We start from the raw sequence: 24,596 nt of genomic DNA on the forward strand, positions 1-24,596 counted from the left end.
AGAATGTCTCTTTCCTATCACCTTGACCATTGCCACTAGAAAAAGTCTAATAGGCGATTGAGTATAAGAATCTATTTATCGGTTTGGAGCATTAATGCCTATTATCCTTGGAATTGACCCGGGCTCACGCCTGACTGGCTTCGGTATTATCGAAGTAGGCGGTCAAATTCCTGCCAATCGCCCGCGTTATATTACCAGCGGCTGTATACGGATTAAGGATGAAACGCTCGATTTAAAGCTTAAACAGATTTTTGATAGTGTGTGTGAGTTGATTCAGGAGTTTAAGCCTGATGAGTTTGCTATCGAGTCAGTTTTTTTGTCCAAGAATGCTGACTCAGCCTTGAAATTAGGTCAGGCTCGTGGCGCAGCAATTGTTGCTGCCAGTCATTATGCCTTGCCTGTTTCCGAGTACCCGGCCAGAAAAGTGAAGCAATCAGTGGTGGGAACGGGTGGTGCCGATAAAACTCAGGTTCAGCACATGGTCAAAACATTATTAAAACTCCCAACCAGCCCTCAGGCCGATGCGGCCGATGCTTTGGCGGTGGCTTTATGCCATGCCAACACCACTCAGGGGCTGGCTCAGTTGAAGGGGGTTAAGACGATAACCAGAGGACGTTTACGTTGATCGGTAGAATACGCGGTACATTAATCGAAAAAATCCCTCCTTTTGTCATCATTGAAACCAGTGCCGGGGTCGGCTATGAAATTCAGGTGCCAATGACAACCTTTTATCAGCTACCAGAAGAAGGTGAGCAGGCTATCCTGTCTACTCACATGTCCATTTCAGAAAATTTACATGCGCTATATGGCTTCATCAGCACTAAAGACCGAGCATTATTTCGCGAGCTGATAAAAGTAAATGGTGTTGGTCCAAAGTTGGCTTTGGGTATTTTGTCTGGCATGGAGTCTGATGAGTTTGTGATGACGGTACATGATGGTAATGTGGATAGGTTAGTGAAACTACCTGGCGTGGGTAAGAAAACCGCCGAACGTCTTTTAGTTGAAATGTCTGATCGCCTCAAAGACTGGTCAATTAGTGCCGGACTTTCATCCAGCAAACCATCTGAAACGACCATTCCGGCTGGCGCTAAAACGGATGCTTCACAGGAAGCTGTCAGCGCCTTGATTGCCTTGGGTTATAAACCTCAAATCGCCAGCAAGGCAGTCGCGCAGGTGGCTCACGATGATGCCAAGAGCGAAGAGTTAATTCGCTTGGCTTTGAGACAATTAGCGGGTTAGTGTAAATGTTATTGAGATTGCTTTTAGTTCCTTTCAGCCTATTACTCTCTTCGGTTATTGTATCCGCAGAAGAGGACCCGATTCGACTGAAAGTTGAAAAGCGCTATGAGCAATTTCAAGTAAGCGACTGGTTCACAGACTCTGGTTTAAAGTCCATTCTGACGCCATTGATGAAAGTCATCAATCAGGAGCATATTCTGGAAGATGAGCAACAGTTTTATCATGCCGCGGATCTTTATGATGCAGGGCAAAAGCAGCTAGCGTTTTATTATATGCATCATTTAGCCCATCTTGGATACAGTGTGCCGCAATTTTATCTGGGTTATATGTATAACGTTGGTGAAGTGGTTGAGCAGAACCATGAAGAGGCTGCTTATTGGTATCTACTGGCTGCTATGAGTGGTGATGCGGATGCTCAACGTAATCTGGGTTATATGTATTATTATGGCGAAGGTCTTGCCGTTGATTATGACGAGGCCATTTATTGGTTTAGTCAGGCCTCGTTTAATGCTGACCCCGATGCACAATTTGAACTTGCCTATATTTATGATATGGGTGAAGTGGTTGCTGCAGACAAATTCAAGGCCATTGAACTTTATAAAATGGCATCGCGCGCAGATCATGTTAAAGCAACACATTTCCTTGGACTGTCCTATCGAGATGGTGATGGCGTTGAAACCGATTATGCTGTCGCTTTCCAGTATTTCAGTAAGGCCGCAGAGCTAGGCCACATTGCAGCTATGTCGGAGCTAGGGTATTTTTACCTGAATGGCTTTGGCACCGAAGAAGATTTTGATAAAGCCTTTGAATGGTTTGAAAAAGCCAAAGCACAAGATGATATCAATGCTTACTACAATATTGCCTGGATGTATGAAAATGGCGTAGGTGTTAAGCAGGATTATGAGAAAGCACTGGAACACTATTTAGTTGCTGCAAAAGCAAACGATGCTGATGCGCTGTTTCAGGTCGGTTACTTTTATGCCGAAGGTAAAGGAACTAAACAAGATATCCGTAAGGCCGTGTATTGGTATGAAAGGGCAGTCAGCCACAATAGTTTGTCTGCAATGAATAACCTGGCCAACATAAACTACAATGATAATGGGCAATGGAGAGATCATTCTAAGGCTGTGGAGTTATGGGAAAAGGCCGCCAATGGTGGACATCTTCTGGCTCAATATAATCTTGGGGCTTATTACGAGACGGATGATAACCCGACCAGAGATGAACAAAAAGCTTTCCACTGGTATTTGAAAGCCGCCAAACAGAATGATGGAGAGTCTCAGTACAAGATTGCCCAAATGTACTTAACAGGGACTGGAACAGACCCTAGTTTTGAGCAGTATCAGTATTGGCTGAAACAGGCCGCAGAAAATAACTATCAGCCTGCAAAAGATGAGCTGGGTGATGAAGGAGAAGATCTGGATCCTTCCGTGTGGGAACAAGTTCGAACTCTCATTAACAATGCCAATCCATAATTACTGAGCATTATTGTCTTTCTTTTTTTCGTTCAAGTTTGTTGGCAAACATTCTCTTATCCGCCAACTCTAGTAGTTCATCAACGGTATTTACGTCGTCTGGAAAAATAGCGATACCAAAACTGGCCCCGAGTTGAAACTCTTGACCATCTTCTTTCATGGGTAAGTCAAGAGATTGGATTAAGTTTTGCACCACAGCTTTGGCTGAGTCCATTCCGTTTACAGGCGATAAAGTAATCGCAAATTCATCACCGCCGAAGCGGGAAACAGTATCAGAACTTCTGATGGTTTCTGAGAATCTATTGGCCAGGGTCTTTAATGCTTTATCACCGATATGATGTCCATAGGTATCATTCAGAACTTTAAGGTTATCCATATCAATGGCTATTAGCGCAACCTTACTACCGTCACGCTTAGCGTGAGCGATATTCTGGTGCAGGTGATCCATGAATAGGGCACGGTTAGAAATTCCTGTCAGTTCGTCACGAGTAGCACGGCGGAACAATTCATCCTGAGCATAATATTGAGCATTAAACATGGTGCTCGCTACTAGTTCGGACATGTAGGCAATTATCTTTAGCTCCAACATCGAGAAGAAGTTTGGCTTGCTCGATAGCACTTTAAGAACACCAACAACTTTCTTTTGATGAAATAACGGAAATACCACCATAGAGCGATGGCCAATTGCTGCTCTGGAGATCTGATCGACTCTTTCATCATTTTCGCTATCGTTGGCAATAAGCGCCTGCTGAGTCCGAATGGCAATCGCAGACATATTGTTGGCGCTTTCCCTTCTTACACCAAGATAGTGTGAGGCAATACCTGTCGCCGCCCTGATGACCATCTCACTATCCTCAATTAACTCAATGACGGCGCCGGCTGCGTTGGTGAGTTTTTGTGACTGCAGACAAGCTTCATTCAGAATGGCGCCGAAGTTAATACCCAGTCGAGCAATTGAAGTTTGCGCATGGATTATTTCTTCCAGTTTTTTGTGAGAAAGCAACGTATTTTCTATAGTTGCATCGTTACATTGGAACTGCATCCCTGATCCTCTGAGTGATTAAACAATCTACACCTGACACTATGAAACAAAGCGAATGGAAGTGTCAAATTAGTATCTTTTAATACAAAACTGGTCTGACAATTGCATAGTAACTCATGCCACTTTAGAATTTACGCTAATTGACTTCATCAAAGGATACACAGAGTGAAATACTACGAAAAACAACTGATTATGCCTAAAAAACTCATGTTGGCAGTAACTATCCTGCTGGTGTTTTTATCGGCATTGTTTGGTTATTCTTTCTACGAACAGGAGTTTCTCGATAAGCCTGTCCCTGAAACAGGAATTGCTGGTCATTGGGCATTACTTATTTGCGCGCTAACTGCGTTCGTAGCCTGGTATGTTTCTAAAATTGCAATCATTACCAAGGTCGAAGAAGATACGCTTTATGTCAGCCTGGGTAAGTTTGGCAAAGCTAAAGTTGAGCTTAAAGACATTGAGTCAGTAGAAGACAAGAAAGGTAATCCAGCTGCTGAGTTCTTGGGTTATGGGTATAGAGTAAAGCTGAAACAGTTAGGTTATGTTGGCCGAGGGAAGGAGGCTATTGAAATTAAGATTAAAGGACAGAAACGCACTCTTGTCATAACGACTGACAATGCCTCTTCACTGAAAGAAGCATTGCAATCAAATATAGATACTACTGAAAGTCCTTAACTTCAATTTTGCCCATCTGAACTATTCCGGATGGGCCATTTTTAATGCTCCATGTGCCATAGAGCACCCGCGATGGCAAATCTGCTTCAAGAGAGTATTCAATGGTGGTTCCGGTATTGTACATTTTAGTAAAGCTAAATTTCTTTCCGTTGATTTTAGGGTTTATCACTTTAGCAATTTGGGCATAAAACTGAGGATTTAAATCGGGCTCCAAAATAGTTGCATAGATGCCTTTAGGAGATTTCTCCATTATCATGGTAAAGGTATTTGCCGGGGGCGTATCCGCAGTACGGTTATCATAGTCGTACATACCAATCCAATGACCTGTCAGGAAATCATCAGGTATACTGGCGGAAGCTTGAGACTTGGAATCGCCATCCAACATCTGCTTGAGCTTATCTTTATTGGAGTCAGCAGCTGTCGCAAGACCACATAAAAATAGCAGGCAACCAAGGAAAGCGAGTTTAATTGAGCTTTTATTCAGAACCATATAACCCCCAGAAAATAATCTTTTATAGATGTGATGATATGGCTCAGTCTAGCATTGGATTCGGTATAGGGAAATAATCAGTTGATATACGAGCTTACCGCTAATTCCGATAAGCTCGAATAAGGCTTACTCAGCTTCGTTTTTATCTTCAGCTTTTTTAACGCGGATTTTACTGCCGTCAACATTACGACCATTCAGGTTCTTAACTGCTGCTTTAGCTTCACCAGGCTTAGGCATTTCAACAAAACCGAAGCCTTTGGAGCCGCCAGTGGCTTTATCCATAATTAAATTGCACCACTGAACGGTACCGTACTCTTCGAATAGGGCTGTAACTTGTTCTTCAGTAGTGGTGCGGGCGAGATTTCGAACTAATAATTTCATAATGAGTAGATAAATAAGAATGAATGTACAGCATCATATCATTAGTCATCAGTTTTAGCGGATTATTATTTTAGTAATTACAAGAATCAATGAGATGATTAAAAGTCATCAATAGATTTACCAGCACGCTTCATAATCTTGACTTGATACCTGTCGAGGCATAGTCTGAGATAGCTATCTTTGTCGCGAAGCAGTTATATAAGGGATTATGCCAATGAGAAAGTTGCCACTAAAGCATGTAGCTAGTCGAGTCTTTTGCACCTCCATTTTGACGATTGCACTACTGCTGTCGAGTGCAAGCTACGCCTCACAAGAAGGAATAGCTTCTTTTCTGGCTTTTTCCGATGAGTCATACATTATAAAAGATGCCCGTATATTTGATGGAAGCGGTGTGCCCGCTAAAGAAGGACGTTCAATATGGATAGACAAAGGAAGAATAAAGAAGATAGCTTCGATAGATAAATTAAGTCTACCGGATGACATCAAAGTAATATCCGCAAAAGGGAAAACGGTAATACCCGGGCTAATTATGATGCACGAGCATCTTGCCTACTTAAGTAGCCCAAAAAGCGACATTTTTGATCTTCACCCGAACACCATTCCTACATTGCTTTTAGCATCTGGCATAACGACGGCTCGAACTGCGGGTTCTGATTTGCCACAGGCCGATATCAGCGTAAAAGATTCTATCAATGCAGCGAAGCAGCCTGGCCCCAATTTAATTATTACTGGCCCTTACTTTAATGGGCAGCGCCAATTTTCCAGTGATCTTTTGGTATCAAATACAGAGGAAGCAAAACTCCTTGTTAAATTTTTGGCTGCAAAAGGCGTTGAGTGGTTGAAAGTTTATAGTTCTTTACCACCTGAGGTTGTTAAAGTAGTAATTGAAGAAGCCCATAAGCATGACTTGAGGGTGGCCGGACACCTAGGGCCAGCTACCAGCTGTGCCCAAGCTGCAGAATATGGACTTGATACGCTGGAGCATAGTATTGATTCGTGCTGGGTAAAGCGTACCCCTGAAGAGATGACGCGATTAGTCAATGTGCTCATCAAAAATGATGTTACTGTGGTCACAAATGCACCTTGGCGTAGAGATAGCCCAAATGATTTAGAGGCTATAGCGATGTATTCTCCACAGTATCTTGATGACTTTAAAGAACCAACAATAAACAAACAATCCTCAGAAAATATTATAAGCCCTCGCAATAAAGCGGCCATGCAGTTTGACCGACAATTTTATGATGCTGGAGGGACTCTTTTAATGGGTGCAGATGCTATTGTCTACCCCCAGGTCCCTGGTTTTAGTAACCACAATATGATGATTGCATTGGGTATGAGATTTACACCAGCTGAGGTATTACAAATGGCGACCTCAGATGCTGCTGAATATCTGGGCATCGAGAAAGAGCGAGGCTTAGTCAAAGTAGGGTATATTGCTGACTTGGTTTTGGTGGATGGTAGTCCTGATAAGGAAATAAAAGATATTAAAAATATATCATTGGTCATTAAGGATGGAAGGGCATATGACCCCAAAAAATTACTTGATTCTGCTAAAGGCAGACTTGGTATTGATTGAGTAGCTTATGTGAAGTCATAGTGGAGTTCATATGCTCGTCGACATAAATCTACTTCTAGTATATAGCTTTGAAGGTGGCTTAAAATGATACTCGCTTACTGAGACAGGCAAGTTAGGAATGATTATTAATGAAAAATACCTACCGCCAGTTCCGCCCAGACCAACAAAAACGCCAACGCAATAACAACCATTGAAAACAGTCGATAAGATGGTTTCTTGGTAATCATCAGCGCCAGCTCAACCGCTAAACCTGCGCCAAGCAGCATGATTCCGAAAATCAGAAAGTCATACTTGTCCCAGGTAAACTCAGCACTGAATTGATTGGCAGTTACAGCACTAACCATAAGAAGTGCAGCAATGACCCAGTAAGTGGTTCGTAATTTGTTACTGTTCATATATTGGTCCTTAGATTATTCGTCAGTTTCCTTTCGAGTTATAATTGTATTAACCTCAGGATCTGTGGAAAAGGCCAATAATATCTCGTCTCCATTAAAACCAACAGCAAGTGCTTTGATAGGTAAATCCTCAGATGACTGGATAGTTTGGGGGTATTTGAACCGCTCATCATTTGTTAGTCCGGTAACTTTAGCCAAACACATTTTTGGGGAGCACTGCAAATTACTGAGTTGTGCCTTGCCTTGAAGGTGAAACGGACTGGTATTAAAGAAATGTTGATACTTGACCTTAGTTTCATAGCTGTATTCAGGCTCATAATATGACTCTTCCAGTTTATATAAAGCCTGGTCGAAGGCTTTAGGGTCAGACATTAATTTAAATATTTCATTCGAATCAAGGGCTCCGTTTTTTTCGAGCGAGTCTATTAATTTAACAATATCCTGGTCGGTATTTTGAGTAGGCGTTGAGTTGGAATTATCAACCGTTGAGTTCATTTTAGGGGTTTTTTCTGAGTCCTTGGCTGAAGGTTCGGGCGCTTTAACATTACTTTGTGATTCAGATTCTTTTATTTGGCTTTGAGTATCTTCAGCTTTTACACCCGCCATGTTTTGTGAATAGGTGTAAAAATAAGCACCAACAAGTGTGGCAATGATAAGTATTAGTATGCTCCAAATTTTAGTTTTCATATTTTATATCCTTTTGAGTTTATGGAATCACTCTGACAGCATTGCGTAATTAATAAATTATTGGCATTGATTTAGAGGGCGTTGGTATCGGTTATAGGAGTTGCCTTTATACTCCCGGCTTCTACACCCTTTAGAACTTCTCTTGCTTCAAGAATATATTTCTCTGGTATGTCTTTTTGTGACGTATTATCGATCGTTACAGTGGTCATTGTATTCCATTCGGGTATTCTAGGGTCTGTTGATTCCGCTACCCCTAAATGCACACCTCCTCCCCAGGGCATATTAAACTTTAGGTAGTATGTTCTGCCAGGCTTTAATTGGCCTTTAGCTGCTCCCCATGAGCCTTGTACGTATACCATGAAGGTATGTTCACCTGGTTCAGTCTGATATTGCAAAAGATTACCAGCGCTAAGGGTTCCAATAAACTTGTCTTCATCCCATACTTCAACTTTGGCTCCATCCCCTAAAAAAACAGCCCTTCTAACAATGTTTACGGTAGCTTTATCTGGACTTGCTGTGGTTTGGAATTCTACTTCTTTCATACTTCCTAACCCAGCACACCCAATCAGACTGAACAAAACTAAAAAGATAATAGTAGCTCGGAATATCGCGTGCATTTAATTAACCTCTAATTCAATAAGTAGTAATTAATGGAACTGTTTTAGCTTTATTGTTTTGTTGCTTAGACAGGTACTAAAATGCCGATAGCTCTTTTGTCGGTTTTGGCTAAGAGATACGGGCCTGAATTATTTGTCTGAGCAGATACTACCAAACCCTATATCTCAAAGGAAATCTAACCTTGAGCCAATATCACTATCTCTACTGATTCTGATTGTACTGCTTTTGCGAACCGATATAATGGCTGCACTTTTGACCAATCACTAATTCCATGCTGTTTTTCGAGAACATGGCGCTGCGCCGTGGCAAAAAAGTCTTATTTGAAGATGCCAGTTTCATCATTAATCCTCGCGACAAGGTGGGGGTGACGGGAGCTAACGGTACGGGAAAGTCGTCGCTGTTTGCTTTGATTCGTGGTGAGCTTGAGGAAGATGCCGGTAATTTCTCGATGGCGGGCGGGATTACGATTTCTAGTGTACGTCAGGAAACACCGTCCGTGGAAACGCCTGCACTGGAATATGTGTTGCAGGGTGATGAGGAGTTGTGTGCGGTTGAAGCGGAGCTGGCTCGTTTGGAAGAGAAAGCTGCGCAGGGTGATCATAATGAAGCGGATGGCCAACGGGTGGCGAAGCTGCATCAAAAGCTGGATGAGATTGACGGTTATTCGGCAAGGGCTCGTGCAGGCTCTTTAATGCATGGTCTGGGTTTTAATGCTGAGCAGGAACAGTTACCAGTATCGAGCTTTTCCGGTGGCTGGCGGATGCGTCTTAATTTGGCACAGGCTTTGATGTGTCGCTCGAACTTGTTATTACTGGATGAGCCGACTAACCACCTGGATATGGAAGCGGTAATTTGGCTGGAAAACTGGCTCAAGGCTTATCAGGGAGCGGTGTTACTGATTTCCCATGACCGTGACTTTCTTGACCGCACCGTCAACCGAATCGCTCACATTGAGCAGGGAAAAGTCACTCTATACAGCGGCAACTATTCTGACTTTGAAATTCAGCGCGCCGAGCAACTGGCACAGCAGCAGGCGCAATTTGAGCGCCAGCAGAAAGAAATTTCCCACATGCAGTCCTTCGTTGATCGCTTTAAGGCTAAGGCTTCAAAAGCCAAACAGGCACAAAGCCGACTCAAGGCTTTGGAGCGGATGGAGAAGATTGCACCGGCGCATGTGGACTCACCGTTTCACTTTGAGTTTCCCGAGCTGGGTCATTTGCCGAGTCCTTTACTGCAACTTAAATCCGCTGACGCAGGCTATCAGCTCGAAGAGGGCGTAAAGAAAGTACTGTCTGGCGTGGGTTTTTCGTTAATGCCAGGAGACCGTATTGGTCTGCTGGGTAAGAACGGAGCCGGTAAATCGACGCTAATTAAAGTGCTTGCAGGCGAGCTGGCGTTGCTGGCGGGTGAAAAGGTTTTAGCAAAGACGCTCAAAATTGGCTATTTTGCTCAGCATCAGTTGGAGCAGTTGCACCCACAAATGTCGCCGTTGCAGCATTTGCAGCGTGACTATCCTAAAGCAACCGAGCAAGAGCTGCGCAATTTCTTGGGTGGCTTTGACTTTAATGGTGATAAGGCATTAGAGCCAGTAGCACCATTTTCCGGTGGTGAGAAAGCGCGATTGGTATTGGCCATGCTGGTTTATTCAAAACCCAATCTGTTGCTATTGGATGAGCCGACCAACCACTTGGATCTTGAGATGCGTCTTGCCATGACCATGGCGTTTCAGAGTTTTGAAGGCGCCATGGTGCTGGTCTCACATGATCGCCACATGCTCAGAACGGTATGTGATGATCTCTATTTGGTGGCAGACGGCAAGGTCGAACCGTTTAAGGGTGATCTGGATGATTATGCGCGTTGGTCATTGGAAGATACGCTGCAGCAAAAGAAGGCCGGACAAACTCAATCCTCACAGCAAAAAGTCACTGATTCTGGTAGTACAGACAACGAGTTGTCGCGAAAAGAGCAGCGCCGCATTGAAGCTGAAAAGCGCAAGCAGTTACAACCTCTGAAGAACAAGCTGAAAAAACTGGAACAGCAACTAGACGAATTGCAGCAGCGCAAGGCTAAGCTGGATGACGTCATGGCGGACCAGAGCCTGTATGAAGAGAGTAATAAATCGAAACTGGTACAACTCACTGCCGAATACTCTGAAGTTACCGGCCAATTGGAGCAAACCGAAGAAGAGTGGCTGGAGCTACAAGATCAGCTGGAACAGGCGATTTAATTGAATTATGACCAATTATGGAAATCGCTTATGGCGTGGTTCCATAAATTACAGACACTTGGTAGACTAGCTTCACGTTATTTATCCCAAGTGCCTTTGCACGATATTCAATGATTGAGCATGACCGCATCATTACACCATCAGAGTTTGCTGACGAAGATCAGTTTGATCGTGCTATTCGTCCAACGACCTTAGATGAATACGTTGGACAGGAAAAAGTCCGCGAACAGATGGAAATTTTTCTTGGCGCTGCCAAAAAGCGTCAGGAAGCTCTCGATCATGTACTTATCTTTGGACCTCCAGGTTTAGGTAAAACAACGCTTTCCAATATTATCGCCAATGAAATGGGTGTGGGCATTAAACACACCTCTGGCCCTGTGCTTGAAAAAGCGGGCGATCTGGCAGCCATGTTGACCAACCTTGAGCCTAATGATGTCCTCTTCATTGACGAGATTCACCGCCTAAGTCCGCATGTTGAAGAAGTACTTTATCCTGCGATGGAAGATTACCAGCTGGATATTATGATTGGCGAAGGCCCTGCAGCACGCTCGATAAAGATTGATTTGCCACCCTTTACTTTAGTTGGCGCGACAACGCGAGCCGGTCTTCTGACCTCGCCGTTGCGTGATCGCTTCGGCATTGTACAAAGGTTGGAGTTTTATAACTTAAAAGATTTAACCCATATTGTGATGCGCTCGGCGCGCATTCTGGATTTGCCGATCGAAGAGAAGGGCGCACTTGAGATTGCCCGTCGCTCTCGCGGTACGCCAAGGATTGCCAATCGTCTGTTAAGACGGGTTCGAGATTATGCAGAAATCAAATCCGATGGCGTGATTACTCAAAACATTTCCGATCGCGCGTTGGATATGCTCGACGTTGATCACAAAGGCTTCGACATGATGGATCGCAAATTATTGCTGACCATTATTGAGAAGTTTGCCGGAGGTCCGGTCGGCCTGGATACTTTGGCGGCTGCCATTGGCGAAGAGCGCGATACGATTGATGAAGTGTTGGAGCCATTTTTGATCCAGCAGGGTTTCATTCAACGAACTCCACGTGGTCGAATTGCCACCAAGCTCGCCTATCAGCATTTTGAGATTATTCCGCAAGATCCCGACTTGTTTGATTAATTTATCCGATAAATAAGGCAAACTTGCCAATGAGCCTGCAACTTTTTCGAGATCCTATTAACACTTTTTACAAATTCAATCGTTATAATACAGAGTCGCAAAACTGATGAGTGTGCGTGAATTTATTTGGCCCGTTAGAGTCTACTACGAAGACACCGATGTGGCAGGCGTAGTGTTTTACGCCAATTATTTGAGGTTTTATGAACGTGGCCGTACTGAATGGCTTCGTTCTTTGGGGTGGGAACAGGATATCTTAATCGACAAGGGCTTGGCTTTTGCTGTCGCTCATGTGGATGCCAAATACCTCCTACCTGCGCGTTTTAATGACAAACTTCTGATCAAAACCCGAATCGCCAGCGTTCGTAGAACCAGTGTGATTTTTGAACAGGAAATTGTCACTGACGACGAACAACAATTATTAGTAAATAAAGCAACTATACGCGTGGCTTGCGTTGATATGAAAACCATGAAACCTGCTGCCATGCCTGAATATTTAAAAGAGGAGATAGCTCGTGACTGGTGCTGAAACAACGACTGCAGTTTTGTCTACGTCCGATGATCCAATGTCGATTGCCAATTTATTTTTACATGCCAGTATTCCGGTGCAGGCCATTATGGTGCTGTTATTATTGATATCGGTTATTTCCTGGGCCATGATTTTCCAACGCTCAAGTGTGCTCAACAAAGCTGCCAGAGAAGGGAAAAAATTCGAAGACAGGTTCTGGTCGGGTATTGATTTAAGCAAGCTATCCACTGATTTATCTCAACGTCAAAAACCCGTCACTGGTTTGGAATCCTTGTTTCAAGCTGGTTACCGTGAGTTCATGCGTTTACGCCAGCAAAGTGGTGTCAGCCCAGAAGCCGTCATGGACGGTACTCACAGAGCGATGCGTGTGGCACATAGCCGTGAAGTCGAAAAGCTTGAGCGTAATTTGGCATTCCTGGCAACTGTGGGTTCGGTGACACCTTATATCGGTCTGTTTGGTACGGTATGGGGCATTATGAACTCTTTTATCGCCCTCGGTTCAGTCAAGCAGGCGACGTTGGCAATGGTTGCACCAGGTATTGCAGAAGCTTTGATCGCAACGGCCATGGGTCTGTTTGCAGCGATTCCGGCGGTTATTGCCTACAACCGATTTACCAACCGTCTCCAGCGAATAGAAACTCAGTACGAGAACTTCCTTGAAGAATTCTCGGGCGTATTGCACCGTAAAGCGCATAGCTAGGAGTAATTATGACTCAACTGGTTCGAAGAGAACGTCGACGCCCTAATGCAGAAATCAACGTCGTACCTTATATCGACGTGATGTTGGTATTGCTGGTGATCTTTATGATCACGGCGCCATTGATTACCGCTGGTATTGATGTTGAGTTACCTTCTGCTCACGCAGAACCTATTTCACCAGACGAAGTGACACCATTTGTAGTGGGAGTCAGAGCTGATGAATCATTTCACATGGATATTGGTTCAAGGCAGTTCCGTGATATGACACTGGAAGAGCTTATGAGTGTCATCGCTAAAGAACAGCAAAATACACCCAACGCGCCAATTATGATTAAAGGCGATAGAAATGTGCCTTATGGAACTATTGTTGAGTTAATGGATCAATTAAGACAACAGTTTGGTGTCGAGAACGTTGGTTTAATGACAAATCCACTCTAATGTCGAATAGGTATTAATTCGTGTCAGACAAGAAAAACATAGTGCCAATAGTACTCTCCATTGCGGTTCATGTAATCGTTATTGGCTTATTGTTGTTTAATTTTGCCTGGGATGAGGAGGTCGATGTTAAGCATCAATATGTGGATGCTCCAATTAATGCACAGCTAGTAACTGCGCCAGAGCGCCCTAAACCTGACGCCAATGCCATCAAGAAACAGCAGGAAGCTGAAAAAAAACGCAAGGAAGAAGAGCGTAAAAAACAGCTAGAAAAAGAGCAGGAGCAAAAGCGTCTTGAAGCTGAAAAGCAGCGTCAAGAACAGAAAAAGCTGGAACAAGAGAAGCAGCAGAAACTAGAAGAGGAAAAGCAGAAGCAACTGGCACTTGAGCAGCAAAAAAAGCTTGAAGAAGAAAAAAAGCAAAAAGAATTAGAAGAAAAGCAACGTAAAGAAGCCGAAGAGAAGCAGCGATTAGAAGAAGAAAAGCGTAAGAAAGAAGAGGCAGAACGTAAGCGTAAGGAAGCAGAAGCAGAAGCAGAGAAAAAGCGTAAAGAGGAAGAGCTTAGGAAACTGGAAGAAGAAATGGCTGCAATGGATAACGAATTCTTCGAAGCACAGCGTGATACGGTTCGACAAGGACAGATAATGTCTGAAGTTGAGAAGTTGACCGCATTAATTACCGCAAAAATTAAGCGTAATTGGTATCCTCCTAAGGCACCGGGAGCTTGTTCTATTCGGATTTCGATGGGGCCGGGTGGCGTAGTGCTACAAACGGAAGCTTTAGGCGGTGATTACGATTACTGTGAAACCGGTAAAGCCGCCATTACGCGTTCTTCGCCACTGCCATCATCAGATGATCCGGAAGTCATGAACCAATTACGTGAAATGACCATTGTATTTGACCCAAGCTTTAAAGAATAAAGCTTAAGAGTAAAAGACATTAAAAAATTAAAGATTAAGGCTAAAGCATGAAACATATTTTAAAGTCGATAGTAATTATCAGCATCAGCCTTATGGCTTTGGCCAGTAAGGCTGAAATTCAGATATACATCACCGAGGGACGCTCCGATGCGCGCCCGGTGGCGGTTGTCCCATTCAAGTTTGAGTCAGAATCAGAAGTTCAGGCTCAGCCGCCTTTTGATTTTGCAAAAATTATCGCCGATGACTTGCGTCGAAGCGGTAAATTTAACCCAACTGAAATATCAAAGCTTCCACAACACCCTTACTCTATTGAGGATGTAAAGCTTGAGCAGTGGCGTGAGCTAGGTGTTGACGGTGTTGTATACGGGACAGTGACTCAGACCGCGTCCGGTAATTACATGGTGTCTTATGATTTGATTGATCCTTTTAACGATAAGGCAATTTTTTCATCAGATATTGAAGCCGGTAGCTACCCGATTATTCCAACCTCATCACACTTGATGGTTCTTAAAACAAAGATTGTCGATAATGACAACTTCCGTTGGGGAGCGCATATTGCAGCCGACGAAATTTATGAAGCACTAACGGGAGAGCGTGGCGCTTTTGCAACACAAATCGCTTATGTGGAAGTAAATCGCAATGACCCAAGACCTCATCAGTTATTTGTTGCTGATAGTGATGGTTTTAACGCAAAACGTATTTTTGCTTCCAGAAGCCCAATTATGTCGCCAACCTGGTCACCAGACGCAACTAAGCTTAGTTATGTTACTTTTGAGAATGGTCGCTCGGAAATTGTGGTACAAAATATTGCTTCTGGACAACGTGAAATTGTTGCCAGTTACAAGGGCTTCAACAGTGCTCCAGCCTGGTCGCCTGATGGCTCAAAAATGGTAGTGGTTCTATCAAAAGATGGAAATCCAGAACTTTACCTGCTGGATTTAACAGGCAAAAGATTACAAAGACTTACCCGACATTATGCGATTGACACCGAGCCATCATGGGCTCCAGACGGAAAAAGTTTGATCTTTACCTCAGATCGAGGAGGAAGACCGCAAATTTATCGCATTACACTTGCAGATAATAAGGTAGAAAGGGTAACCTTTGAGGGTATACATAACGCAGGTGCGGAGTTTGCACCGGATGGTAAAAGTATCGTAATGGTTCATCAGGCCAACGGTGCATACCATATCGCAGCTCAGGATTTGGCGACAGGTCAGCTTACAGTTTTGACAAAAACTACGCTTGATGAGTCGTTATCAGTTGCTCCCAATGGCAGTATGATTATTTTCTCTACTGTTGATGGTGGGCAAAAAGTTCTTAGCGCGGTTTCAATGGATGGGCGTTTTAAAGCACGGCTACCAGCTACTGTTGGGGAAGTTAAAGCACCAGCATGGTCGCCTTTTATTTTATAAAGTTAATAACAGTGACAACAATCCCGGAGGATAACAATGAAACGTTCGGTTCAATTACTACTAGCTCTTACAGCTGCTCTATCTTTGGCTGCATGTAGCACTACTCAGCCAGAAGAAGAGCAGGTTGATACAACTGCACAGGAAGATGCCGCAGCACAAGCTGAAGCTGAAGCCCTGGCACGTCAACGCGCTGCTGAAGAAGCTGAAAGACAACGTATTGCTGCTTTGTTAGAAAACAATGTCGTTTACTTCGACTTTGATGATGACTCAATCCGCAGTGAGTATGTTGAACTTTTAGAAGCTCACGCTAAATACATCCAAAGCAGCGGTAAAAGCGTTGTACTAGAAGGCCACGCTGATGAGCGCGGTACTCCAGAGTACAACTTGGCATTGGGTGAGCGTCGTGCAAAATCAGTTGCTCAGTTAATGAGAACTTATGGTGTTTCTGATTCAAGCATTGAAGTCATCAGCTTTGGTGAAGAAGCTCCAGCTAACCCAGCTCATAACGAAGAAGCATGGCAAGAAAACCGTCGTGTAGAGATTAAATATCAGTAATGAAAAAAGTTGTATTTAATCTTTTAAGTGCAACATTACTCACAGCCTCGGCTGTGAGTAATGCAGCTGCACCAGTTGTTGACGCGAGAGACATTACAGCAGTCCAACAACAGCAAACCAGTCAACAAAGTCAAATTATGGCTGAGTTGATCCTTCAAGTGAATCAACTCCAGCAAGAAGTCCGCCAGTTACGTGGACAAGTTGAAGAGCAGGATTACCGTATCAAGCAGCTGACTAAGCAACAACGGGAACTCTATCTTGATCTTGACCGTCGCCTGCAAGGTGGAGCAGCACTTTCCAGTTCTGAAACTGATGAACTGAGTTCTGAATCCTCTGCTGATAGTTCAGGAACTAACTCAAGTGAAAGGGCTCAACAAGCTTACAACCAAGCCTTTACCTTATTTAACGAAAAGAAGTATCCGCAAGCTAAAAGTGCGTTTAAATCTTTCGTTGCAGATTACTCAACAGACCCTCTTGCTTCAAATGCTCATTACTTATTGGGGCAATTACATTTCAGCGACAAAGAATACGCTGAGGCTGAAAAGCAATTTAAGTCTGTTTATGAGAAATTTCCTGAAACCAGTATTAAAGACAAAGCAATGTTAAAGCTTGCCCAGGTTCAGGAGCTCAAAGGCGATAAAACAGCAGCTAAGGCAACTTACCAGCAAGTCAGTAAGTTATTCCCAAATACCACTGCTGGCCGTTTAGCTAAAGCCAAACTGGATACTCTCTAAAATCCTAAATCATAGCTAATAGCTGTCTTTATAGGCAGCTTTTGCTACAATCCGCGCATATTTTCACCATTTCTATCCTCTAGCCAGAGTTTTGAGCTGACTCCATGAGTAAATTACGCATAACCGAGATTTTCCACTCGTTACAGGGTGAGAGCCTGACCGTTGGCGTGCCGACAGTCTTTGTTCGCCTGACAGGCTGCCCTTTGCGCTGTGTCTATTGTGATACCGATTATGCTTTTGGTGGTGGCCAGTGGATGACTTTTGAGGAAATTCTGGCTGAAATTAAACAATACGGATGCGAGCATGTCTGTGTGACTGGTGGCGAACCGTTAGCGCAAAAACGTGTTTTTGAGTTTTTTAAGTTACTCTGTGATGAAGGCTTCAAAGTCTCAACTGAAACTGGTGGGGCGCATGATATCAGTGAACTTGACTCAAGAGTGATGGTTGTCATGGATCTGAAAACCCCTAATTCACAAGAAATGGCACGCAACCTCTATTCAAACATTGAGCACCTAAAGCCCACCGATCAGGTGAAATTTGTTATTTGTAGCCGTAAAGACTACGAATGGTGCAAAATGACGGTGGAACAATACGATATCACCAGTAAATGTGAAGTCCTATTTTCGCCAAGCTATGGGCAGGTTGAGTATGCTGATCTGGCTGAGTGGATATTGAAAGATCGGTTAAAGGTTAGAATGCAGGTGCAGTTGCACAAAATCATTTGGGGTGAACGCACCGGCGTCTAATCTAAGGCGCTAAAATGCTTTTATACTGCGTTATACGACTTAAATATAATCCTCATTTACTGCATCATGTAAAATCCTATTCTATTTAAGTCGAAAGCCTTGTCTAAAAGCATTTTCTCAGTCTCAGATAGTGCTAGACCGTATGAGTAGCGCATAGTGAGCATTTTCGCTCCTTCCAATGGTATTCTGATGTACGTAGGGATCTAGAGGGGCAGACCCTACGCCTTGGTACACATTTTTAAGTTTCAAAGGTAATTATGAACAAAAGAGCAGTAGTATTACTTTCAGGTGGTTTAGACTCCACAACGGCTTTAGCGATTGCTAAATCGCAGGGTTATGACTGTTATGCCATGAGCTTTAACTACGGACAGCGTAGTTTGGCTGAGCTTAATGCCGCAAAAGAAGTGGCCAAGTCAATGAATGTAATCGAACATATCGTTGTTAATCTTGATATGAGTCAGATTGGTGGTTCCGCATTAACTGATCACTCTATTGACGTTCCGACTTCAGGTGTTGAAGAAGGTATTCCGGTTACTTACGTTCCTGCTAGAAATACCGTTTTCTTATCAATTGCGTTGGGTTGGGCTGAGGTCCTAAACGCTGAGCGAATTTTTATTGGCGTCAATGCCGTTGATTATTCGGGTTACCCTGACTGCCGCCCAGAGTTTATAAAGGCCTTTGAAACCATGGCTAACCTTGCAACTAAAGCCGGTGTAGAAGGGCAAAAGCTCAAAATAGAAGCGCCTCTTATTAATCTAACCAAATCACAAATCATTGCCAAAGGTATAGAGCTGGGTGTTGACTACAGTCAGACCGTTTCTTGCTACAAGGCTACTGATGATGGAAACGCCTGTGGTGTTTGTGACTCTTGCCGCTTGCGTAAGCAGGGCTTTGAAGGGCAGGGCTTCCCTGATCCCACACGATATATATAACTTGAAGCTATTGAGTTAAGCCTCTTACCATCTGCCGGTAGACTATCAGCAGCAGTGTGCTAAGCTGGCAGGCATGAATTATCCTGCATATAAAGGCATAGAAGTTTCAGCATCATTTCCTGCCGAAACAGTCATGCTTAATAAAACCGACAGTGTTGAGGCCTATATGACCTTAACGAATCAAACCTCAGAACCAATCGAGCTAACATTTAATAGTGGTCAGCTATTTGATATTTATCTTTATGATAGCAATGACCAACTAGTCAGTCAGTGGTCAAATGGTCGTATGTTTACTCAGGCTTTTCAGACTATTACGCTACACCCAGGGCAACAGGAGCGCTTCGGAGATAAGCTTGAGCTCAAGGACTTATCTGGCAATCCACTGGAAGTAGGTACCTATAAAATAAAGATTGAAGTTAAAACTTCCACTAAAGCTTCAGGCGAACTGTTTCAGTTAATTCCATTTGAAGCCGAAGGCCAATTACAGCTCGATGACATGACGCAACGCAATTAGGCCCAAAAGCTCGACAAATCAAGCCTTGCGCATTGCCCAAATAATAGACATTCAGTATAATGCGCGCGATTTTAAGGGGTTAGTCAAAAGCCAAATAGGCAATGTGCTAGCCCCTTAACCTTTATTATGAATCCTTAATGTAATGCTGACTTATAGCTGAGGAAGCATTTGACTGAATATTGATGGAGTCCGAAATGGCTATCGAACGTACTTTTTCTATCGTAAAACCAGACGCAGTTGCAAAAAATGTTATTGGCGAAATCTACAGCCGTTTCGAGCGCGCTGGTCTTCGCATCGTTGCAGCTAAAATGATCCACCTTTCTCGCGAAAAAGCTGAAGGCTTCTACGCAGAACACAAAGAGCGTCCTTTTTTCGGTGCTTTAGTTGACTTCATGACTTCTGGCCCAGTTATGGTTCAAGTTCTTGAAGGCGAAAATGCGATTAAAGCAAACCGTGAAATCATGGGTGCAACTAATCCTGCTGAAGCACTACGCGGTACTATCCGTGCAGATTACGCTGTATCTGTAGATGAGAATGCTGCCCATGGTTCTGACAGCCCTGAGTCAGCAGAGCGTGAGATCAGTTATTTCTTCGGTGCTGATGAGATTTGTCCTCGCACTCGATAAAAACGGTTGTTTTGTTCAATTTCTTTGTTGCCTGATAGATTTTCATGCTCAACGACCACTCAGGTCGCCTCCGCTGAAAACCCATCAGGCGCCTCGAACTTGAAGCAAACCTCCACGTTTTAAAGTTTAAGGTTGTTTTACTCAATTTTTTTGTTGCCTGAGTGATTTAACCTTAACGACAAAGAGATTAGTAAGGCACATAGAAAAGGGATGATGTTGTCATCCCTTTTTTAATTAGTGATTTTTGCTTAAAAGCGTGCTTTTGCTATTCGCAGCAATTGCGCATAAAATGTACAAAATTTTGATTGTAGCTAGTCCTCTCTAGTTATTAATCGTGTAAAGGTGTCCTGTAATGAGTAACGAAAAAACTAATCTACTCAACCTGACGCGCGATGAAATGGTCGAGTTCTTCGTTGAACTTGGTGAAAAGCCATTCCGTGCCCAGCAGGTGATGAAGTGGGTTCATCAGTTCGGTGTCGAAGATTTCGACGAAATGACCAATATCAGCAAGTTATGCCGTGAGCGCCTGAAAGAAGTTGCTGAAATCAAAGGTCCTGAAGTCCTTAGTGTACAAGAATCTAAAGACGGTACTGTTAAATGGGCTTTGAAGATCCCTGGCGGCCAGGCTGTGGAAATGGTCTTTATTCCTGAGCGTCATCGTGGAACTCTATGTGTTTCTTCTCAAGTAGGCTGTGCGCTGGAATGTACTTTCTGCTCCACAGGATATCAGGGCTTCAACCGAAATCTGACGACTGCTGAGATTATTGGTCAGGTCTGGTTGGCTGCCCGTTACCTGCATGGCAAGCATAAAAGCGATGAAAGGGTAGTGACAAACGTAGTGATGATGGGTATGGGCGAGCCATTGGCAAACTTCGACCCGGTAGTGAAGTCCATGCAAATTATGATGGATGACCTGGCTTATGGGTTATCTAAACGTCGTGTAACTTTGAGTACCTCGGGTATGGTACCGCAACTCGATCGTTTGATTGATGAAGTGGATGTAGCCTTGGCTATTTCACTGCATGCTCCTAATGACCCATTGCGTGATGTCTTGGTACCTATTAATAAGAAGTACCCGATTTCAGAACTAATGGCCAGTGTACATCGTTATCTGGAACGCTCTAATGCCGCGCGCAAGGTGACGATTGAGTATGTGATGCTGAAAGATGTTAATGACACCTTAAAGCACGCCAAAGAATTGGCTGAGCTATTGAAGAATACGCCGTGTAAAATTAACCTGATTCCGTTTAATCCTTTCCCACAGGCCAATTATCAGACTTCGACGCAGGAAGCTATTGATTTATTTAGTGATTATTTAATCAAGAAAGGGTATGTTGTAGTGACTCGACGGACTCGAGGCGATGATATTGATGCAGCCTGCGGCCAGTTGGCCGGCAAGATCAATGACAAGACCAAGCGTCAGCAACGCCGTCAGCAATACCAAAAAGATATTGTTGTTGAGACATTAGCCAATTAATTTCAAAAGGCGCTGAACTATAGCGCCTTGTACTGTGTCCAACTTCCTGATTTATTGAATAAATCAGCTCATAACGTGAAATTACCGAGTAAAACTTTTATTATAAATAGCAATAAAAATTGATAGGAAGTAAGCAATGACGAAGCATGCCAAGTGGGTGATGGTTATTTTAGCAGTCATGTTGGCTGGGTGTCAGACTACAACCAGAGAAACAACTAGTGCTGCAACTAAAGATGGAGCGGTGCAACGTACCAAATACGAGCCTAAAGAAGCTGCAGCTAAGCGCTTATCGCTGGGGCTGCAATATTTACAAGCCGGCCATATGGAATGGGCCAAACATAATCTTTTGAAAGCATATGAACATGCTCCAGATATGCCGGATGTTCTGTATGGTCTTGCCTATTACTATCAAACTGTTTTTGAATACGATAAAGCCGAAGATTATTATCAGAAAGCAATTGACGAATCTCCTAAAAATGCGGACTACCTCAATGCTTATGGCGTCTTTTTGTGTGATTCTCGCAAGAAGTATGACGAAGGTATTCGTTACTTTTTAAGAGCGGTAGAGCAACCAAATTATACTTCGGTAGGTGCTGCCTATGAAAATGCAGGATTCTGTGCCATACGTGCCGAGAAATATGAGCCTGCTAAACAGTACTTTGAAAAAGCATTGTCATATAACCCTAATTTGACTCGTTCATTATATGGCATGGCAGAAGTAAACTATGTTACTGAGAACCACCGCTTAGCAGAAGCCTATTTGTACCGCTTTGAAGCTAAAACCAAGCCGACAGCAAAGTCTTTGTTGTTGGGCTATAAGATAGCGAAAAGTCTGGATGCGCGTGGCAATATGCGTGGGTATGGAGAAAAATTAATGGAGCTTTATCCGACCTCTGATGAAGCTCAAGAATATATTAGTATAAGATAATTAATGTCAGAATCTGAGCAAACTCCAGAAAACGATATTCAGTTTAGCCCCGGAAGTCTGTTGAAGCAGGCTAGAGAAGCGGCTGGGATTTCTATTGAAGAAGTCATTCAGCAATTAAAGCTGACCCGACAGACCGTCCTCGCTATTGAAAGCGATGATTACTCTTCAGACCTTCCAGCAACTTTTTATCGTGGCTATTTACGAAATTATGCAGAGTTATTGAAATTGGATGACAATGATATTGTCGAAAACTTTGATAATTTCTGTAAGCGCAATAATTTATTTGTTAAAGCGGAGCAGTCGCTTGCGACGATAGAGCTTGAGAAACCAATCAATTCCAGCAACTGGCTGGTTAAAATCTTTACCGCACTAATTGTTCTTATTTTACTTTTGGGTGCTTACTATTTATTAGTTGAGAAAAAGGTGTGGCAGCAGCTAACCTCTTCATTAAATAGCTCAGAGGGTCAGGTTGAATCAATATCGGACAGTCCTAATAGCGAGCTTTTACTGCCTATTTCCGAGAATTCTTCAGGCTCAGCAGACGACAGTCTGCAAACCGTTGGCGAGCAGACCTCTGAGCAAACTAATGCTCAAGAAGATCAAAGGGTAAGCTTATCTGAGAGTGAACTTTCATCTGAAAGTTTGAATCTTCAGGGAGATGCTTCCAATGAAGCTCTTGCAGAAGAAAGTGCCCAGCCTGAATCAGTGGCTTCTAATGGAGAGTTGGTGTTGGTATTTTCAGATGATTGCTGGGTAAGAATTACTGATGCTAATGGCAAGGTGCTTGCATTAGGAATTAAGAAAGGCGGTACATCGATGACTTTGTCTGGTCCAACGCCTTATGAACTAACACTTGGTAAGCCTTCTGCTGTACAATTGTCCTATCAAAATGAACCCATCGATTTATCGAGCTATCCGGATACTCGTGCTGCTCGATTGACCTTGGGGAACTAATCTTTCGGTTTTAGCCTGTAGATTCAACAACCTGTATGTGAAATATTATGAACGGTCGATCATGGATTAAGCGACGCAAATCGCGTCAAATAATGGTTGGTAATGTGCCAGTGGGCGGTGATGCTCCCATTGCTGTACAAAGTATGACCAATACAGATACCTGTGATGTAGATGCAACGGTAGCACAAATTCGTGCCTTGGCGGATACGGGTGCAGATATCGTAAGGGTCTCGGTACCCACCATGAAGGCAGCCGAAGCTTTCAAGCTGATTAAACAACAGTCGCCAGTTCCCTTGGTGGCGGATATTCATTTTGACTATCGCATCGCCCTTAAAGTAGCGGAGTATGGCGTTGATTGCTTAAGAATTAATCCAGGCAATATTGGCTCGGAAGAAAGAGTGAAAGCGGTAGTCGATGCTGCAAAAGCTCGTAACATACCCATTCGTATCGGTGTTAACGCTGGTTCCCTTGAGAAAGATTTGCAGGAGAAATACGGTGAGCCGACCCCTGAAGCATTAGTTGAATCAGCGTACCGCCATATCGATATTCTGGAACGTCATAATTTTAAGGACTATAAAATAAGCCTCAAGGCTTCTGATGTCTTTATGACTGTGTCAGCCTACAGAATCCTGGCAAAAGAAATCGATAACCCACTTCATTTAGGTATTACCGAAGCCGGTAGCTTCCGCTCAGGTGCAGTTAAGTCTGCTGTTGGCCTGGGTATGTTACTGGCAGAAGGTATCGGTGACACCATACGTGTCTCATTAGCCGCTGACCCGGTTGAAGAAGTCAAAGTGGGTTACGATATTCTGAAAAGTCTTGGCCTGCGTCAACGAGGCATTAACCTTATCGCCTGTCCATCTTGTTCTCGCCAGCAATTTGATGTGATCAAAACCGTTAATGAGCTTGAGCAGCGATTAGAAGACGTTAATGAACACATTGATGTTGCAGTCATTGGGTGTGTAGTTAATGGCCCGGGCGAAGCTAAGGAAGTGACTATCGGATTAACTGGGGGCTTCAAGAAAAGTATGCTTTATGAGAATGGCGAAAAGAGTCATAAAGTGGAAAATGAAGCACTGGTTGACGAGCTGGAGGCACAGATTCGACGTAAGTTAGCCGAAAAGCGCGAAAAGACCGAAGAAATCACCAAAGGTGCTGAGCAGGTGCCTGTCACCCAAGTTCGTTAAAATCACATTTCCAATC

Annotated in this window: 28 protein-coding genes; 22 read left to right on the top strand and 6 right to left on the bottom strand. The window is 43.5% G+C overall.

Going from position 1 to position 24,596, the window contains the following annotated elements; genetic code table 11:
• Positions 1-94: 94 nt before the first annotated feature.
• From ruvC to B158_RS0105650, 3 genes are read left to right on the top strand one after another with little or no spacing between them, the layout of a single operon-like run.
• A complete protein-coding gene (gene ruvC, locus B158_RS0105640; protein ID WP_018624389.1) occupies positions 95-625 on the top strand; it encodes a crossover junction endodeoxyribonuclease RuvC in 531 nt (176 codons plus the stop codon).
• A complete protein-coding gene (gene ruvA / locus B158_RS0105645; protein WP_018624390.1) occupies positions 622-1,239 on the top strand; it encodes a Holliday junction branch migration protein RuvA in 618 nt (205 codons plus the stop codon). Before ruvC ends, ruvA begins: the two co-directional genes overlap by 4 nt.
• Positions 1,240-1,244: 5 nt before the next feature.
• Positions 1,245-2,714 (top strand): SEL1-like repeat protein, encoded by a 1,470-nt coding sequence (locus tag B158_RS0105650; protein WP_018624391.1) that lies wholly within the window; start codon positions 1,245-1,247, stop codon positions 2,712-2,714.
• A 10-nt stretch (positions 2,715-2,724) separates the two neighbouring features.
• Here the strand turns inward: B158_RS0105650 and B158_RS0105655 are convergent, their stop codons facing one another.
• A complete protein-coding gene (locus B158_RS0105655) occupies positions 2,725-3,756 on the bottom strand; it encodes a sensor domain-containing diguanylate cyclase (RefSeq protein ID WP_018624392.1) in 1,032 nt (343 codons plus the stop codon).
• Positions 3,757-3,921: 165 nt separating this feature from the next.
• On the opposite strand from B158_RS0105655, the gene B158_RS0105660 reads away from it, so the two are divergent.
• Complete coding sequence (locus tag B158_RS0105660) at positions 3,922-4,431, top strand: hypothetical protein (RefSeq protein ID WP_018624393.1); 510 nt, start codon at positions 3,922-3,924, stop codon at positions 4,429-4,431.
• On the opposite strand, the gene B158_RS0105665 is transcribed toward B158_RS0105660, so the two are convergent.
• Together B158_RS0105665 and B158_RS0105670 are read right to left on the bottom strand one after the other, a co-directional pair.
• Positions 4,415-4,921 carry a hypothetical protein gene (locus B158_RS0105665; RefSeq protein WP_018624394.1) on the bottom strand — a complete coding sequence of 169 codons (507 nt, stop codon included), beginning with the start codon at positions 4,919-4,921 and terminating at the stop codon, positions 4,415-4,417. The genes B158_RS0105660 and B158_RS0105665 overlap by 17 nt on opposite strands.
• Positions 4,922-5,047: 126 nt before the next feature.
• Positions 5,048-5,302 carry an RNA recognition motif domain-containing protein gene (locus B158_RS0105670; protein WP_018624395.1) on the bottom strand — a complete coding sequence of 85 codons (255 nt, stop codon included), beginning with the start codon at positions 5,300-5,302 and terminating at the stop codon, positions 5,048-5,050.
• 214 nt (positions 5,303-5,516) lie between these two features.
• Here B158_RS0105670 and B158_RS0105675 point away from each other — a divergent pair, with 214 nt between their 5' ends.
• Positions 5,517-6,878, top strand: a complete 1,362-nt coding sequence (locus B158_RS0105675) for an amidohydrolase family protein (RefSeq protein WP_169334649.1) — start codon at positions 5,517-5,519, stop codon at positions 6,876-6,878.
• Between the two features lie 125 nt (positions 6,879-7,003).
• Here B158_RS0105675 and B158_RS0105680 read toward each other — a convergent pair whose 3' ends face one another.
• The 3 genes from B158_RS0105680 to B158_RS0105690 all read right to left on the bottom strand — a co-directional run bounded on the left by B158_RS0105680 (position 7,004) and on the right by B158_RS0105690 (position 8,502).
• The gene (locus B158_RS0105680) at positions 7,004-7,273 is read right to left on the bottom strand and encodes a hypothetical protein (protein ID WP_018624397.1); all 270 of its coding nucleotides are present in this window, start codon (positions 7,271-7,273) and stop codon (positions 7,004-7,006) included.
• Between the two features lie 15 nt (positions 7,274-7,288).
• Positions 7,289-7,960 carry a hypothetical protein gene (locus tag B158_RS0105685; RefSeq protein WP_018624398.1) on the bottom strand — a complete coding sequence of 224 codons (672 nt, stop codon included), beginning with the start codon at positions 7,958-7,960 and terminating at the stop codon, positions 7,289-7,291.
• Positions 7,961-8,031: 71 nt separating this feature from the next.
• A complete protein-coding gene (locus B158_RS0105690; RefSeq protein ID WP_211215574.1) occupies positions 8,032-8,502 on the bottom strand; it encodes a hypothetical protein in 471 nt (156 codons plus the stop codon).
• A gap of 347 nt (positions 8,503-8,849) precedes the next feature.
• Between B158_RS0105690 and B158_RS0105695 the strand changes: the two genes are divergently transcribed.
• The 17 genes from B158_RS0105695 to ispG all read left to right on the top strand — a co-directional run bounded on the left by B158_RS0105695 (position 8,850) and on the right by ispG (position 24,580).
• Positions 8,850-10,805, top strand: coding sequence for an ATP-binding cassette domain-containing protein (locus B158_RS0105695; RefSeq protein ID WP_018624400.1), 1,956 nt, complete (start codon positions 8,850-8,852; stop codon positions 10,803-10,805).
• 110 nt (positions 10,806-10,915) lie between these two features.
• A complete protein-coding gene (ruvB, locus tag B158_RS0105700; RefSeq protein WP_018624401.1) occupies positions 10,916-11,935 on the top strand; it encodes a Holliday junction branch migration DNA helicase RuvB in 1,020 nt (339 codons plus the stop codon).
• A 106-nt stretch (positions 11,936-12,041) separates the two neighbouring features.
• A complete protein-coding gene (gene ybgC, locus B158_RS0105705) occupies positions 12,042-12,461 on the top strand; it encodes a tol-pal system-associated acyl-CoA thioesterase (RefSeq protein WP_018624402.1) in 420 nt (139 codons plus the stop codon).
• The gene (gene tolQ / locus B158_RS0105710) at positions 12,448-13,161 is read left to right on the top strand and encodes a protein TolQ (protein WP_018624403.1); all 714 of its coding nucleotides are present in this window, start codon (positions 12,448-12,450) and stop codon (positions 13,159-13,161) included. Before ybgC ends, tolQ begins: the two co-directional genes overlap by 14 nt.
• A gap of 8 nt (positions 13,162-13,169) precedes the next feature.
• Positions 13,170-13,598 carry a protein TolR gene (gene tolR, locus B158_RS0105715; protein ID WP_018624404.1) on the top strand — a complete coding sequence of 143 codons (429 nt, stop codon included), beginning with the start codon at positions 13,170-13,172 and terminating at the stop codon, positions 13,596-13,598.
• A 20-nt stretch (positions 13,599-13,618) separates the two neighbouring features.
• Positions 13,619-14,515, top strand: a complete 897-nt coding sequence (gene tolA, locus B158_RS0105720) for a cell envelope integrity protein TolA (protein WP_026309263.1) — start codon at positions 13,619-13,621, stop codon at positions 14,513-14,515.
• A 47-nt stretch (positions 14,516-14,562) separates the two neighbouring features.
• A complete protein-coding gene (gene tolB, locus B158_RS0105725; protein ID WP_018624406.1) occupies positions 14,563-15,927 on the top strand; it encodes a Tol-Pal system beta propeller repeat protein TolB in 1,365 nt (454 codons plus the stop codon).
• A 36-nt stretch (positions 15,928-15,963) separates the two neighbouring features.
• Positions 15,964-16,482: a peptidoglycan-associated lipoprotein Pal gene (gene pal, locus B158_RS0105730; protein WP_018624407.1), complete on the top strand. Its 519-nt coding sequence runs from the start codon at positions 15,964-15,966 to the stop codon at positions 16,480-16,482.
• On the top strand, positions 16,482-17,216 hold the full coding sequence (gene ybgF, locus B158_RS0105735) for a tol-pal system protein YbgF (RefSeq protein WP_018624408.1): 735 nt from the start codon (positions 16,482-16,484) through the stop codon (positions 17,214-17,216). The genes pal and ybgF overlap by 1 nt, the downstream gene beginning before the upstream one ends.
• 104 nt (positions 17,217-17,320) lie before the next feature.
• Positions 17,321-17,962 (top strand): 7-carboxy-7-deazaguanine synthase QueE, encoded by a 642-nt coding sequence (queE, locus tag B158_RS0105740; protein WP_018624409.1) that lies wholly within the window; start codon positions 17,321-17,323, stop codon positions 17,960-17,962.
• Positions 17,963-18,219: 257 nt separating this feature from the next.
• Positions 18,220-18,894: a 7-cyano-7-deazaguanine synthase QueC gene (gene queC / locus B158_RS0105745; protein WP_018624410.1), complete on the top strand. Its 675-nt coding sequence runs from the start codon at positions 18,220-18,222 to the stop codon at positions 18,892-18,894.
• 73 nt (positions 18,895-18,967) lie between these two features.
• The gene (locus B158_RS12915; RefSeq protein ID WP_018624411.1) at positions 18,968-19,408 is read left to right on the top strand and encodes a BsuPI-related putative proteinase inhibitor; all 441 of its coding nucleotides are present in this window, start codon (positions 18,968-18,970) and stop codon (positions 19,406-19,408) included.
• Between the two features lie 194 nt (positions 19,409-19,602).
• On the top strand, positions 19,603-20,034 hold the full coding sequence (gene ndk / locus B158_RS0105755; protein WP_026309264.1) for a nucleoside-diphosphate kinase: 432 nt from the start codon (positions 19,603-19,605) through the stop codon (positions 20,032-20,034).
• A 352-nt stretch (positions 20,035-20,386) separates the two neighbouring features.
• Positions 20,387-21,511 carry a bifunctional tRNA (adenosine(37)-C2)-methyltransferase TrmG/ribosomal RNA large subunit methyltransferase RlmN gene (locus B158_RS0105760; protein ID WP_018624413.1) on the top strand — a complete coding sequence of 375 codons (1,125 nt, stop codon included), beginning with the start codon at positions 20,387-20,389 and terminating at the stop codon, positions 21,509-21,511.
• 136 nt (positions 21,512-21,647) lie between these two features.
• Positions 21,648-22,439 carry a type IV pilus biogenesis/stability protein PilW gene (pilW, locus tag B158_RS0105765; protein ID WP_018624414.1) on the top strand — a complete coding sequence of 264 codons (792 nt, stop codon included), beginning with the start codon at positions 21,648-21,650 and terminating at the stop codon, positions 22,437-22,439.
• A gap of 3 nt (positions 22,440-22,442) precedes the next feature.
• Positions 22,443-23,393, top strand: coding sequence for a RodZ domain-containing protein (locus B158_RS0105770; RefSeq protein ID WP_018624415.1), 951 nt, complete (start codon positions 22,443-22,445; stop codon positions 23,391-23,393).
• A gap of 47 nt (positions 23,394-23,440) precedes the next feature.
• On the top strand, positions 23,441-24,580 hold the full coding sequence (gene ispG / locus B158_RS0105775) for a flavodoxin-dependent (E)-4-hydroxy-3-methylbut-2-enyl-diphosphate synthase (RefSeq protein WP_026309265.1): 1,140 nt from the start codon (positions 23,441-23,443) through the stop codon (positions 24,578-24,580).
• Positions 24,581-24,596 lie beyond the last annotated feature (16 nt).

This window comes from Kangiella aquimarina DSM 16071, from assembly GCF_000374105.1.
In the GTDB taxonomy this organism is placed as follows: Bacteria; Pseudomonadota; Gammaproteobacteria; order Enterobacterales; family Kangiellaceae; genus Kangiella; species Kangiella aquimarina.